General features: G+C 27.6%; 11 protein-coding genes, 2 tRNA genes and 2 pseudogenes. 3 read left to right on the top strand and 12 right to left on the bottom strand.

What is annotated here, in order from left to right:
- Nucleotides 1-90: 90 nt before the first annotated feature.
- Nucleotides 91-176, top strand: a tRNA-Leu gene (locus AC4KN9_RS02725).
- A gap of 478 nt (nucleotides 177-654) precedes the next feature.
- Here AC4KN9_RS02725 and AC4KN9_RS02720 read toward each other — a convergent pair.
- Nucleotides 655-2943, bottom strand: a complete 2289-nt coding sequence (locus tag AC4KN9_RS02720) for a hypothetical protein (RefSeq protein ID WP_491017128.1) — start codon at nucleotides 2941-2943, stop codon at nucleotides 655-657.
- Nucleotides 2944-3159: 216 nt separating this feature from the next.
- Nucleotides 3160-3363, bottom strand: a pseudogene (locus AC4KN9_RS02715) (ABC transporter ATP-binding protein); the annotation flags it as partial.
- 147 nt (nucleotides 3364-3510) lie between these two features.
- Here AC4KN9_RS02715 and AC4KN9_RS02710 point away from each other — a divergent pair.
- Nucleotides 3511-3584 (top strand) — tRNA-Cys (locus tag AC4KN9_RS02710).
- A gap of 104 nt (nucleotides 3585-3688) precedes the next feature.
- Here AC4KN9_RS02710 and rlmB read toward each other — a convergent pair.
- From rlmB to AC4KN9_RS02665, 9 genes and pseudogenes are all read right to left on the bottom strand, one after another.
- Nucleotides 3689-4423, bottom strand: coding sequence for a 23S rRNA (guanosine(2251)-2'-O)-methyltransferase RlmB (rlmB, locus tag AC4KN9_RS02705; RefSeq protein WP_491017127.1), 735 nt, complete (start codon nucleotides 4421-4423; stop codon nucleotides 3689-3691).
- Nucleotide 4424: 1 nt separating this feature from the next.
- Nucleotides 4425-5825 carry a cysteine--tRNA ligase gene (cysS, locus tag AC4KN9_RS02700; RefSeq protein WP_491017126.1) on the bottom strand — a complete coding sequence of 467 codons (1401 nt, stop codon included), beginning with the start codon at nucleotides 5823-5825 and terminating at the stop codon, nucleotides 4425-4427.
- Nucleotides 5825-7302: pseudogene (gltX, locus tag AC4KN9_RS02695) on the bottom strand (glutamate--tRNA ligase). Before gltX ends, cysS begins: the two are co-directional and overlap by 1 nt.
- A gap of 20 nt (nucleotides 7303-7322) precedes the next feature.
- Nucleotides 7323-8528, bottom strand: a complete 1206-nt coding sequence (locus AC4KN9_RS02690; RefSeq protein ID WP_491017125.1) for a CdaR family protein — start codon at nucleotides 8526-8528, stop codon at nucleotides 7323-7325.
- Nucleotides 8497-9351: a diadenylate cyclase CdaA gene (gene cdaA, locus AC4KN9_RS02685; RefSeq protein ID WP_491017124.1), complete on the bottom strand. Its 855-nt coding sequence runs from the start codon at nucleotides 9349-9351 to the stop codon at nucleotides 8497-8499. Before cdaA ends, AC4KN9_RS02690 begins: the two co-directional genes overlap by 32 nt.
- 196 nt (nucleotides 9352-9547) lie before the next feature.
- The gene (gene tnpA, locus AC4KN9_RS02680) at nucleotides 9548-10009 is read right to left on the bottom strand and encodes an IS200/IS605 family transposase (protein ID WP_491017123.1); all 462 of its coding nucleotides are present in this window, start codon (nucleotides 10007-10009) and stop codon (nucleotides 9548-9550) included.
- Between the two features lie 206 nt (nucleotides 10010-10215).
- Nucleotides 10216-11235 carry a C39 family peptidase gene (locus AC4KN9_RS02675; protein ID WP_491017122.1) on the bottom strand — a complete coding sequence of 340 codons (1020 nt, stop codon included), beginning with the start codon at nucleotides 11233-11235 and terminating at the stop codon, nucleotides 10216-10218.
- Nucleotides 11219-11803, bottom strand: coding sequence for a DUF3783 domain-containing protein (locus AC4KN9_RS02670; RefSeq protein ID WP_491017121.1), 585 nt, complete (start codon nucleotides 11801-11803; stop codon nucleotides 11219-11221). Before AC4KN9_RS02670 ends, AC4KN9_RS02675 begins: the two co-directional genes overlap by 17 nt.
- A 15-nt stretch (nucleotides 11804-11818) precedes the next feature.
- Complete coding sequence (locus AC4KN9_RS02665; protein ID WP_491017120.1) at nucleotides 11819-13405, bottom strand: ABC-F family ATP-binding cassette domain-containing protein; 1587 nt, start codon at nucleotides 13403-13405, stop codon at nucleotides 11819-11821.
- Between the two features lie 120 nt (nucleotides 13406-13525).
- Here AC4KN9_RS02665 and AC4KN9_RS02660 point away from each other — a divergent pair, with 120 nt between their 5' ends.
- The gene (locus tag AC4KN9_RS02660; protein WP_491017119.1) at nucleotides 13526-13915 is read left to right on the top strand and encodes a hypothetical protein; all 390 of its coding nucleotides are present in this window, start codon (nucleotides 13526-13528) and stop codon (nucleotides 13913-13915) included.
- Between the two features lie 88 nt (nucleotides 13916-14003).
- Here the strand turns inward: AC4KN9_RS02660 and AC4KN9_RS02655 are convergent, their stop codons facing one another.
- Nucleotides 14004-14984, bottom strand: coding sequence for a gluconeogenesis factor YvcK family protein (locus AC4KN9_RS02655; protein WP_491017118.1), 981 nt, complete (start codon nucleotides 14982-14984; stop codon nucleotides 14004-14006).
- Nucleotides 14985-15009 lie beyond the last annotated feature (25 nt).

Genomic DNA, 15009 nt, shown 5'->3' with positions numbered 1-15009 from the left:
TTGATAATATAAGTATATCAAATATGTTGAAAAATTAAAAAAAATACAACTTGAACTTTATTTCAAAAAATGTTAAAATAACATGTATCGGCAGGTATGGTGGAATTGGCAGACACGTCAGACTCAAAATCTGATGCCTACCCGGCGTGGGGGTTCGACTCCCTCTACCTGCACCATTGAATATACATCCCCTATATAAATCTAAAACATTTATATAGGGGGATTTTTTATTTTTATTAATTTTTATATCATGTAAAACTATGTAAAAGTACGTTTCTGTAGTCAAAATGTAGTTATTTTAAATTACTCCAAATACTTAAATCAGCATATAATTTGTCCAACACGCTCTAGCGACTAAACCTCATCTCAGTATATATTTTTTTAATTTTCCTTTTTTACCTTTTAATTGATGTTTTGAGTTTTTCGTTGCATTGCCTAAATGTTCATTTAGAACTTGTTGAATTATATTGTGTATTTTGAATCTAATATTTTTATTTAAATATTTTCAAAATTTTTTGTCAGAAAAATTATACATTTAATATCACCACACTAAGAAAATCTTCATATATAAAATTATTTTTTATTATATTAAAAATCTCCTAAATTGATTTTTCATACAATATAGGAGATTAGTATATCTTAATATTCTATTTATTATTCTAGTGATGGTAATGGAACAATTTCAGTTACTTTGCCATTTTTTACTTCTAAATCTTCTAATTGAACTTTAGCACTCTTATCATCTTTGTAAATATTTACTGTACTGCCTATTCTAAAAAATTCACTAATATCATTCCTATTAACACCATATTTTTTTGCAATATAGTCTAATTTTTTTTCATCATTCAGTTCTTTTTCTCCACTATTTTCATTACTTGAGTTTCCTTTACCCGCTAAATCTCCCCAACCTTCTTTTTTAGGTCTTTTTTCTGGATTTTCAACAAAATATTTTAATGTTGCTATTACTTCTTCTGCAGTATAATCACCAAACGTTTTATTTGCTGCTAAATTCGCAATCCTTTCAATTGAAATATTGTGATAATGATCTTGATGCGGAACAATAAATTCATTGGTTTCTTTGTTAAACCCTACAGTATAAATCATTCCACCATATTTTATTGCTTTTTCATAATCTTTAACGGCTAATCTCGCTTCAACTTCATCGTAATTTATTTTTCCAGAAGGATTTTTTTGTTCCTCATTTGGTTTTTCATTTGGTTTTTCATTCGTGTTGTTATCTGTGTTTTCATCTTCTGTTTTATTGTTGTCTTCATTTTGATTATTATCTGAATCTTCATGATCACCATGTGAACCTTCATATTCTCCAACTTCAATCCCTGGCCATATTTTTTGTGGATCTTCTTCTATAACTGTTTCTTCTCCATTTTCATAGTATACATGCCAATGATCTCCATGTTTTAATACTTTTACTACTTTTTCCCCCGTTTGTGGATCAATGTATTCTTTTTTAGGATTTTCTTCCTTTTCATTTTCCTTAGGTTTTTCTGGGTTTGATGGCTCTTCTTTTGCTTCGTTTTCAAATTTAATTTTACCGTCTTCATAAATTAGTTTATCAACAATAATTTTTTTACCACTATTTAACGTTATTTCCCATTTACCATCCTTTTTAACTATATCTTTTATCTCATTATCTGATTTAGACTCTTTTGATGGTTTTTCTTTTTCTGTTTCCTTAGATTTTTCCGGCTTTGATGGTTCTTCTTTTTCTGTTTCCTTAGGTTTTTCAGGCTTTGATGGTTCTTCTTTTTCTGTTTCCTTAGGTTTTTCAGGCTTTGATGGTTCTTCTTTTTCTGTTTCCTTAGGTTTTTCAGGCTTTGATGGTTCTTCTTTATCGTTTCCGTGTGAACCTTCATACTCTGTTACCTTATCAACTAAATTAACAACATTTTTATCATAAGTAATGTACTCATTTCCTTTATCATCATAAACATGATAATGATCTCCATGAACTTTAACTTCTTTTATATTTAGTTTCTTTAAGAAATCTATCTTAACTACTCTAATTCTCTTTGGTATTGATGTTTTTTTATCACTATTATTCTTTTTAGAACTTTCTACTGTGGATTGTTTGCTTGCTTTATTATTTTTTTCGGTAGTAGTACTTTTTGATGGTTTGTTTCTTTCTCTTGATGATTTGCTTTCTTGCGTATTACTTGCAGACTGAGTTCCATGTTCAGGACCATCATACTTTCCAATATATACACCATTTGGTAGATTTGTAGGTCTATCATATGTGATATATTCTGTACCATCTGCTAATTCAATATGATAATGATCACCATGTTTTAATACTTTAACGATTTTTTCTTTATCAATGTTTTCACTCTTAGTAACCTTTACTTTAGACTTTTCTAAATCCTTAGCAGAAATTTTTGTAGGATCTTTGTAAGTTATTGTTTCAGTGCCATCCTGATAAAGTACGTGCCAATAATCTCCATGTTTATAAATATTTTTTATATTTTTACCATTATTTAATTTTGAATAATCATTTTTAGCAGCTATTGTTTTTGACGGTTTATCAAAAACTTGAAATTGATCACCATTTTTTAATAAAACTTGATAGAAGCTTCCATAGTTATCATATGATTCAATATCTTCATCCTTAAAGTTTTTAACTACCTTTTTATCAAATGTAAAAAGTAAGTCATTTTCTTTTTTTAATGCTTCATATTGCTCATTTGTAACATTATATACCTTATCCTTAAATCCTATTAAATATCCTTTTTCCCCTTTTAGAACTTCCACTTTTTGTTTTTGATTATTAATATATAATTCTTCTTGGTTTAGACTGCTTTCTTTACTTGAGTCAGATTCTTTATTTGTTTCAATTTTTGTCTCTTTTTGGGTTTCATTTTTATTATTTCCACAAGCTGTAGCAACTAATGAAACAGCTAAAAGAAACATAGCTAATTTTTTTTTCATCATCCCTCCAATTTTTTTTTCATTCTTTAATATTATATGAGAATGATTATCATTAGTCAATAGTTTTTCTATTTTGATCTTATAATATTAATTTTTAGTAATATTATTTTTCTTATATAACAAAAATACCAGATAAAATTTATCTGATATTTTATAATTTATCTTTTTAATTATGTCGTAGATTTCTTCTATATTATTAGTTTTTTTACATATTTTCTATAAACTAAATTGAGAATTATAAAGTTCTGCATAAAATCCATCTTTATTCATTAATTCGTCATGTGCCCCTAACTCAATAATATTTCCGTCATTCATAACTATTATTAAATCTGCATTAATTATGGTTGATAGTCTATGTACGATTATAAATGATATTTTTCCATGCATTAATTTATCCATTGCTTCTTGAACTATTTCTTCTTTTTCTAATTTTTTTAATAATTTTAGCATAATTTTCCCTATATTTTTTATACTCAAATATATTTATAATAATTTAGTATTGTAAATATCCTCAATAAAAACTTGCATATTATACTGTATTTGATATAATTAATAAGTAACATTTTTGGCGGCATAGCCAAGTGGTAAGGCAACGGTCTGCAACACCTTGATCACCAGTTCAAATCTGGTTGCCGCCTCCAGATATAACCATCGGTATAATTTTTATATTATACTTGATGGTTTTTTATTTTCTACTATATATGAAAGATTGAGATAAAATAAATCTCAATCTTCACTCTTTTTATTATTTTTTTCTATTATTTAAAACCCCATATATTAATATAGCTGCTGAGGTTGACGCATTTAACGATTCTATCCTACCATACATTGGAATTTTAATTAAATCATCACATTTTTGTTTTGTCAATTTAGAAATCCCTTTACCCTCATTACCAATAACTAGGCCTACTGCACCTGAATAGTCAATTTCTGTATATTCTTTTTTTGTATAACCATCTGCCCCATAAATCCAATAGCCATTTTCTTTAAGACTATCAATTGCATGATTTATATTTTTTACCATAACTATTTTCATAAAAGTAGTTGCACCCGCTGATGTTTTGTGTACAGTATGATTTACTGAAGCTGCTCTATGTCTCGGTATAACAACTGCTGTTGCTCCGGCTGCTTCTGCAGTTCGTATAATCGCTCCCAAATTATGTGGATTTGTTATTCCATCAAGTAAAATTATTAGGGGAGCTCTATCTTGTTTTTTACCATATTCGATTACTTCATTTAATGTAAGGTATTTATATTCTTCTGTTTCAATATATACACCCTGATGATTTTTATACTTAAATATTTTATCTAATTTTTTTTTGTCTACATATTCAATAGGAATAGATTTAGACTTTGCAATACTTATTATTTTTTCTATAATTCCTTTTGTATCTCCTTTTTGAATATATAATTTTTTTACATCATCCAAGTTTTCTAGATACTCAATAACAGCATTTCTTCCAATTACAAAGTTTGACATACTAATCTACCTTTCTCCATGTAACTCCATTTGCTGTATCCTTAAGTTCGATACCTCTTTCTCTTAATAAATCTCTAATTTCATCAGCCTTTTTGAAGTCTTTATTTTTTCTTGCTTCTATTCTTTGATTTATTAACTTTTCGATTTCTTCTTCAATTTCATATTCTTTAATTTCAATTCCTAATACACCTAACATCTTATTAAATGTATCAATAATATGTTTTAATACTCTATTTTCAGTCATATCATTGACTTCATTGTAAATATTGTTTATAAAATCAAATATCGCACTTAATGCATTAGCAGTATTAAAGTCATCATCCATTGATTTATCAAATTTTTCTTTCCAAAGATTTACTTTATGAATAGTTAGAGAATTAGTTGAACAAACAAAATATTCTTTTGTTTCTTCATATAATTTTGTTAAATACTCATATGCATTTAAAATTCTATAATATCCATTTTTGATAGAATCTAGATTTTCTTTAGAAAAATCGATTTGTGTTCTATAATGCCCTGATAAAAGCCACATTCTTACTATAATTAAATCATATTCTTTTTTAATATCTTCTAATGTAAAAAAGTTATCTTTTGATTTACTCATTTTATCCTTGTTTATAGTAATCATAGCATTATGCATCCAGTAATTTGCAAGTTTTTTATTATTCAATGTTTCTGATTGTGCAATTTCATTTTCGTGATGAGGAAACTGCAAATCCTCTCCTCCTCCATGAATATCTATTGTTTCACCCAATACTGATTTACACATTGCAGAACATTCTAAATGCCATCCCGGTCTACCTTTTCCCCATGGACTATTCCATGCAGGCTCATTCTTGTTTTTTTGTTTTTTCCATAATGCAAAATCTGCTGGATTCTTTTTTTCTTCTGAAACTTCAATTCTCTGACCATGATTTAAATCTTCTAAATTTTTTTTTGATAATTTTCCATAATTTTCTGCTTTGTTAACACTAAAATAAACAGTATCAGAAGTATCATAAGCTGCATCTTTTTCCACTAATTCACCTATGAATTCTATCATTTTATCTATATATTCTGTTGCTTTAGGTTTTTTTATCTTATGAACTTCTACATTTAATGACTTGGCATCTTCTAAAAATGTATTGATATATTTGTTCGTTATCATTTTAAAATCAACATTCTCTGATTTTGCCTTTTCTATAATTTTATCATCAATATCGGTAATATTCATAACAAAATCAACTTCATATCCTTTATATTCTAAATATCTTCTTACCGTATCAAAGAAAACAAGCGGTCTAGCATTACCAATATGAATATAGTTATACACTGTCGGGCCACAAACGTACATTTTAACTTTATTTTTTTCGATAGTTTTGAAAACTTCTTTTTCCCTAGTCAATGTATTATATATTTTCATTAAAAATTCTCCAAAACAAAATCTATTCTATCTAAAATCCCTTCCTGTCCGAGTATTGAGAATATATTTGACATTTCCGGACCATGTTCTTGTCCTGTTAACGCAGATCTAATTGGGAAAAATAGAGCTTTTCCTTTTATCCCTGTTTCTTTTTGAATTCGTTTCATTATTGTGCCTGCTAATTCTTTATTCATGCCTTCTTCTAAAATTATTGTTTTCATTTTATTTAGAACAATTTTAGCTTCTTCTGATCCTAAATTATCTATAACTTTTTCATAAAATACTCTATTATCCGCTTTTTTAAAAATAAAATCAGTTTTTTCAACTATTTCTGAAAATTTTGATAAAGCGGTCTTAAATGTGCTTGCAATTTCAACTAAATCATTTACATCATATTCTTCTGAAATATAACCTTCTTCTACCAAATATGGTTTAATCTCAACTGCTAATTCCATATCTGTTAAATCCTTTACATAGTGGCTATTCACCCAGTCTAACTTATCTTCATCAAAAACCCCACCTGACCTTGAAACTCTATCAAATGAAAATTGTTCTATTAATTCATCATGAGATAAAATCTCTTCATTTGTTTCTGGCGACCAACCAACTAAAGCTATATAGTTGATTAATCCATCTCTTAAATAACCTTTTTTCTTAAAGTCTTCAACTGCTACATCGGCATTTCTCTTTGATAATTTTTTCTTATCCTTACCTAAAACTGTTGGGAGATGAACATATGTTGGTGATTCCCATCCAAATGCTTCATAAAGATATACATGTTTAGGTGTTGAAGATACCCATTCATCCCCCCTAATAATATGTGTTATTTTCATGTCGTGATCATCCACAACTACTGCAAAATGATAAGTTGGAAATCCGTCAGATTTGATTAAAACTTGGTCATCGAGGTCATTTGTATTAATAGAAAGATTTCCTTTGATAGCATCATTAAATTGAATATCTCTGTTTGCAGGCAACTTTAGTCTTATTACATGATCTTCTCCTGCTTCAACTTTTTTTAATGCCTCTTCCTTTGATATTCCTCTACATAATCCATCATATCTAGGCATCATACCGTCAGCTTTTTGCTGTTCTCTTAATTTATCAAGCCTTTCTTGAGTACAGAAACAGTAATAAGCTTTATCTTCATCTAATAATTTTTGAATGTATTTTTTATATATTCCTTTCTCTACTCTTTTTGATTGGATATATGGCCATATTTTCCTTTCTCAAACAAATTTCCGTTTTCATCTAAAAATACACCTTCATCATATTCTAATCCAGACCATCTTAATACATCAATTAAATTTTCTAATGCTCCTTCTACAAATCTTGTTCTATCCGTATCTTCTATTCTTAAAATAAATTTACCATTTTCATGTCTTGCGAAAAGGTAATTATATAAAGCTGTTCTAATCCCACCAATATGAACATACCCTGTTGGACTTGGCGCAAATCTTACTCTTACTTCACTCATTAATTTCTCCTTATCTAATATTAATTTCTTGTTATTCTTAATTTTAACTTTTCAATTTCTTTTATACTATCTTTTTCAATTTCCTTACCATCAATAAATATTTTCGGCTCTAAATTATACGTTCCTATGAAAAGATTAGATATATCTAATCTTAACTCAATATCTGAATTTTTTATCTTATCTAAGTCACCTGAAAATCCTGATATTTGGAGCTTTATTGAATCATTTAATATTTCATAATTTTTAGAACTATTATTATTAATTTTTATATTTTCTTTTGATAATTCAAAGTTTTTAGTTGTCTTCGATTGAATTTCAAGTTCTAAAAGAAATTCCTCATCTTTATTTAATTTAGAAACATCTGCTGGTAAATTTAATTTTACTGGTATCTTTTGACTAGAAGTTAGATTAGATATATCAATTTCATGAGTATCAATTTTTTCTATTTTATCTATAATTTGTTCTGGTCCAGCAATATATACTTTCAATCTATTTAAATTTTTACTTTCTAATCTATAATTAGAATCTAAATTACCCACTACTAAAAGATTTATATCAACTTCTTTAGTTTTCTTTATTACTGCACTGACATTTACAAAATCTTGTCCTAACTTTACATCTGTAATTTCTATTCCGTCTTCTGCGTAAGCTTTTATTTCCTGATTTACTATTGTATCTTTTGTTATATTTGATAAATCAAGTGTAGCACTAATATTGCTAATTTTCTGTAATTTAGATCTTAGTCCTCTTACCGTCATTTTTTCTGGTGTTGTTTTTGTAGATTCTAAAATATAATTATCAGGAACAGTTCCTTTTGTTTTAACATTAATCACAAATTCAGTACTAATTATTTTTTCTAATACTACAGTGATATGGTCAGGTCCTTCTTCTCTCGTTATTTCATCCGGTAATGAATATTTCAATTTTATAACTTGCGATCCTTCTACAACATTTGAAAAATCTGCTGTTACTCTTATGTGCTGTGGTGTAAGATTTATTATTCTATTTCTTTGTCCAGAAACTGATATATCTACAGTTTTCTTAAAATTTTCTGCAATAGATAAACCTTTAGAATCAAGTGTTTCCATATTTTCTATCACTACTGGTATATTTGAAATTCTTGTAGTTACATTTGGATTTTCTAAAACTATCACAAAAGACCAAAAGAAAATTGCTATAGCTAGAGAAAAGAGTTTAATTTTCCAATTTCTTTTCAATATCTCCATCATTTCCTCCCTCTCTTGTTTTCTTTAGTATTGAATTATCTTGTTCTACAAACATTTTATTTAAAGTATTTCTTAATGTTTCCGAATCAATGTGTCTAGAAATACTTGAATTTTTTACCGTAGATATTACTCCTGTTTCTTCAGATACAACTATTATAAAAGCATCTGATTTTTCACTCATACCAAGAGCTGCTCTATGTCTCGTACCAAGTTCCTTAGACAAACTATTGTTTTGTGTCAAAGGTAAAAAACATGCTGCTGACAAAATCTTTTCATCTTTAATAACTACTGCACCATCATGCAGCGGAGAATTTGGATAGAATATATTAATTAAAAGCTCACTAGAAATATCAGCATTTAAGCTAGTTCCTGATTCTATAATATCTGCTAAACCAACTTCATTTGCTATTACAATTAATGCACCAATTTTTTGCCTAGACAATGATGCGACGGCATTAACTATTTCATCTGTTTTTAACTCATTTTGTTGTGTTTTTATTTTTGTAAATGATGTAATCCATTTATTAGATCTTCCTAATTTTTCAAATGCCCTTCTTAGTTCAGGTTGAAATACTATAATTATCAAAACTAGACCAGCTGTAAAAATGTTGGAAATCATCCAATTTACAGTATATAAATTTAAAGCTAAACTTATTCTTGAAAATATTAATATAACAAATAATCCTTTTAATAACTGTGCTGCTCGTGTTTCTCTCAATAACATAATAGCTTTATAAATAATAAAAGTCATTACGAGAATATCTATAATATCGGTAATTTTAATTGTGAAAAAAACCATTTTTATGTCGTTTAACAATGCCATTTGATACCACCCTTCAACTTATAATTTTATCACAAAATCGCTTATTCTTAAAATTAAATCATAACCACCAGCTTAGCTGGTGGTTTGCACTGCCCCTATAAGGGGCTTTTTCCTGCTGTGCACCTTGTGCACATTGAAAGTCTGCTAACTGCACTAGTTTCTCAACTGGTGCTAAAGCACCTTGTTTACTTTATATTTATTTCATTTTCTTTCCAGAAAACGGATCTATATATTCTTTTATACTTATTTGATCAGCTGTATAATCTTCTTTTAACTGACTTCTTATATATTCTTGTATCTTCTTTGCATTTTTTCCTGCTGTATCTACAAAGTACCCTCTACACCAAAAATTTCTATTTCCATACTTGTACTTTAAATGTGCATGTCTATCAAATATTATTAGACTACTCTTTCCTTTTAAGTATCCCATGATTTCTGAAACACTATATTTAGGTGGAATATCAATCAACATATGAATATGGTCAGGGCATAATTCTGCTTCTATTATATTTATATTTTTTCTCGTCAGCAAATCTCTAAGTATTTTTCCAATATCTTCTTTAATTCTTCCATATATTATTTGTATTCTATATTTTGGTGCAAATACTATATGATACTTACAATTCCAGCTTGTATGTGATAAACTATTTTTATCCATATGGATTGTCTCCTCTCGTATTTAATTGTGCAGTTTGTCAGACTACATCAATTTTATCACGGGAGGATTTTTTCTTGAAGCTAAAGCTATTGATTCCCCCGGCATAGCCGGGGGTTTTATTGTGGTAAACCCACAATAAAAATAAAACTCTCAAAATTGAGAGTTTATTTCCATATAGCAAATAGAACATGAGTTTGTGATATTACTCAATCCATATCCCATTTTTTATTTGTATTTTCATATGAATTCACATCATATATAGTTAACTTTTCATCTTTATCATATTCTGTTAAAACTATATAATGACCGCTACCTTTTGTAAAGTCACCAATTCCGTATTGTCTTACTAATGCAACAACTATTTTACCTTCATCTAATACTTTTTTTAGATTTTTCTTGCTTTTAACTATTTCTCTAGAGTTAAGACCAAGTTGTTGTGGCCCTTTTGTAAATAAGCCATAGGTACCACCTTCACCACCTATATAGTATCCGCTATCTGACATTTTTTTAGCCATTTCAATTGGATTTAATGATGTATCGCCAGTTAAAGATGAATAAATCATAGATAATGTTGTCGGACCACATCCTGAAACAGAAATATATCCACCTCCAACTTTCTCAAACCCCCAACGTTCGTCCCATTGACAAATATAGCTTAATTTTACATTCCTATCTAAAGCTTGGCCATTTTCATAGTCTTTCTTTATGCTTTTATCTATATTTTTATCTTTAACATCAAAATACCTTAATGTTGTAGCTAAGGATTCAGGGTACTTTTTTACCTTCTCTTTCAAAGTTTTAGGTAATTTTTCAACCAATTTTTCTATCTCTGCTTCTGATAATTCTGTATCAGAATAAGGATTTGATATAGTTCCTAATACTTTATTATCTTTATTATCTTTATTATCTTTATTATCTTTATTATCTTTATTATCTTTATTATCTTTATTATCTTTATTACCTTTATTATTTTTGTTTTCTTTGTTATCTTTGTTTTGTTCATCCATTACTTGTTCAATTATTTTTTCAGATTTACTTTTTTCATTTTCTTTTGGAACTTCCATTTTGTTTGAAGTCAATCCTTTTTCATTCAGTATGTTATTAGCATTACTATAATATTTATAATATATAAAAACTATAACCAAAAATAATATTGTTATTCCAAGTTTTACAAATGTAGCATAAACGCTATTCATTTTTCTTTTTATTTTATTTTTGTTTTTCATTTTTTTCACCTAATATATTGACTTTATTTGCTAATCTATTATGTATTGATTTCATTTCATCAAAATCAAATTCTCTAGGATTTAAATAATGCTTAGCTTCTTTCATCAATTCCACTAGTTCATCATCAACTATACCTTGATTTTTTAATATTTCAGCTTTTTTCATTGCACGTCTTATATTTGTAAACATAGTCATTACAACATGCTCTTCTTTATTTTCTGCGAGTAACCTTCTAAACTTCCATTTTCTACTGGTTTCTGTTAATATTGCCTTGTTAGGAAAGTAAAGATTATCTTTTTTTAATTCATCGATAAATTTATACAAATCGTCATTTATAATATTAACAAATAAGATAAATTCCATATCAATTTCCGTTGCATCTTCTACTAAACAATGATTATAATTTTCGTGAATTAAATCATCTACTAAACAGTATGTTTGATTATCTTTAATCTCTATTATTCTATAATCAACCATATCAGCTTTTTCTTTAACTATTTTTAGTCTATTCGGTTTTAAGTTATATACAAGGATTATTTTTTCCTCTGTGTTTATAAAATTTTTCATTTTGTTCCTATTCTTTTATTTAACATATTTTTCAATATACTCGTCATAAGTAATCTTTTCATCTCTATAACTTCCATCTTCAAAGAACTCTATTATTCTATTAGCAACGGAATTTACGAATTGATGATCGAGTGATGTAAATAATATATTTCCCTTATAGTTTATAAGACCATTATTTACTGCCTCAATACTTTCTAGATCAAGATGATTTGTAGGTTGATTGAGTATTAGCATATTTGAAGGTTCTACCATCATTTTAGAAAACATCATTCTAACTTTCTCTCCCCCAGATAAAACTGATGAATCTTTATATACTTCATCTCCAGAAAACAACATCTTACCTAAAAATCCTCTAATAAAAAATTCTGATTGATCTTTTGAGTAATTTCTCAACCAATCAACTAAATTGACCTTATCTTTATCAAAAAATTCTGTATTGTCTTTTGGGAAATATTCTTTTGAAATTGTTTGCCCCCATTTAAATCCAGAATTATTTTCCTCATTTTTAGCTATTAAATCAAAGAATTTTGTAATAGCAATTTCATTACCAATAAATCCTATTTTTTCGTTTTTTTCAACTCTAAATGTTAGGTTATTAATAATTTTCTTACCGTTTTCTTCTATTGTTAAGTTTTCAACATTTAATATTTCATTGCCTGGTTCTCTAGATAATGTAAATCCAACAAATGGATATCTTCTTGTGGAAGGTTGAATATCGTCTAATGTGATTTTATCTAAGAGTTTTTTTCTACTTGTTGCTTGCTTCGATTTTGATTTGTTTGCAGAAAAACGTTGAATAAAGTCTTTAAGTTCTTTAACTTTATCTTCCTTTTTCTTATTTTCGTCTTTAGCCATTTTTAAAGCTAATTGAGATGACTCATACCAAAAGTCATAGTTACCTGTAAACATTCTAATTTTACCAAAATCAATATCTACCATAACTGTACATACTTCATTTAAGAAATATCTATCATGAGATACAACTATAACTATACCATCAAAATTAATTAAAAATTCTTGTAACCATAGTATAGCTCTTAAATCTATACCATTTGTGGGTTCATCAAGCAATAACACGTCTGGCTTTCCAAATAAAGCTTGGGCAAGTAAAACTTTAATCTTGTCGGACTCTTTTAAATCACTCATTTTTTGATAATGCATGGAAACATCTATTCCTAATCCTTGAAGTAGTGTTGACGCTTCAGATTCCGATTCATATCCTCCCATTTCTGCAAATTCAGCCTCTAATTCAGCTGCTCTCATACCATCTTCATCAGAGAAATCTTCCTTCATATAAATAGCTTCTTTTTCTTTTGCTATCTTGTATAGTTCTTGATACCCCATTAAAACGGTATCTAAAACTTCATAATCTTCATATGCATAATGATCCTGGCTTAACTTACTTAGCTTTGTGTTTTTAGGCATAGAGACATTTCCGCTTGTTGGTTCCTTTTCACCCGATAATAATTTTAAAAATGTTGATTTACCCGCACCATTTGCTCCAATTATTCCGTAGCAATTTCCTGGTGAAAAGATTAAATCAACATCTTCAAATAATTTTTTATCTGAAAATATTAAACTCAAATTATTTACTGAAATCATTTTAACTCCTAATGTATTTATTTAAATATATATATCTAAATAATTATATATTTGAATACCGAATTAATCAACACTTGATATATATTTATTAATACAATATAATTGATTTTAGAGGTGTTTATGAAAATTTATAAAAGAAAATTATCCGGAATTTCTAAAAGTTACTTATTAAATATCCTTATTGCAATAGTTGTTTTTTTTGTTGCTTCAATGCTTATAGGCGTATTATATGCTCTTGTATTAACACTTTTTATATATAGTTATCTAATATTTAGAACATATACTTTTGACAAAGTTTATTTTGAAATAGATGGAAGAACATTAAAAAAAATGCGTGGTAAAAAAGAAATTATTATATTGGATTTAAAAAATCAAAAAATCAAAAAAGTTGAAGATAGAAATATATTCGGATTGCAGAAAAAAAGTATACTTATTGGAAACACTATTATTGATTGTTCAGAATTGGATAAAACAACTTTTAATGATATGTTTACAAATTTACCAAAATAATAAAATATTTAAACTTAAATTAAATGTATACTATTTATTAAAATTCAATTAAATAGTATACATTTAAGCTTAAAATCAAAAAATATTTTTATTCTATTCCAAATATTAGTTCTGCTATTTTATGACTATCATGTCTTATTGTTCCATCTACGATTTTGACAACATCATCCTCAATAATTCTTATACCTTCTTTATAAAATAATTCTTTGTCTTTATCATTTAATAATACAAGTTGTGAATTTTGAGATAAATATCTATTTAACACCTTTGACTCAACAATCTCTTTATTTACGATTATAGTATCAATTATCTTTTTTTTCGTATGCTTTAACAACGCTTCATAATGATCCCATACGCCATAATTATCAGTTTCTCCATATTGTGTAACCGCATTAGTTATATATATAACTTCTGCACCTGATTCTTTTATCAATTTAGTCATATCTTTTGCTAGCAAATTAGGAATTATTGATGTATATAGACTTCCCGGTCCCATTATTATATAATCCGCATCTAATATATCTTTTTTAGCATCTTCAAATATTTCCACTTTTTCTGGTTCTAAATAAATCTTTTCAATCTTAGTATTTCCAGATATTACAGCATTTTCAATCTTTGACTCGCCATATACTATTTCACCATTTTCAAGTTTCGCAACTAAATGCGTATTTTCCAAGGTTATTGGCACAACCTTCCCTGTAATTGATAATACTTCTCCTGCTTTATATACCGCTTTAGCAAAATTTTTATATACGTCGGACATAGCTGTTATAAATAGATTTCCAAAGCTATGACCTTTAAGTTCTCCCTTATCAAATCTATAATTAAACAAATCTCTCATATTCGCATCTGTATTAGCTAAAGAAACTAGACAGTTTCTTATATCTCCAGGAGCAATTATACCAAAATCATTTCTAAGTCTTCCTGTTGATCCACCATCGTCAGCAACTGAAATAATAGCTGTTATTTTTGATGAAATACTTTTTAATCCAGGTAATATAGTCGATATTCCACTTCCCCCTCCAATCACAACTATATTAGGTTCTGGCCAAATTTTTGTCTCTCTCATATATACCTCTAACTTTCTTTTATGA

This window comes from Helcococcus sp. SA-HE-C1 (assembly GCF_985670335.1).
Note: the sequence above shows the minus strand (reverse complement) of the source record. Positions and strands in the feature narration are given on the sequence as shown.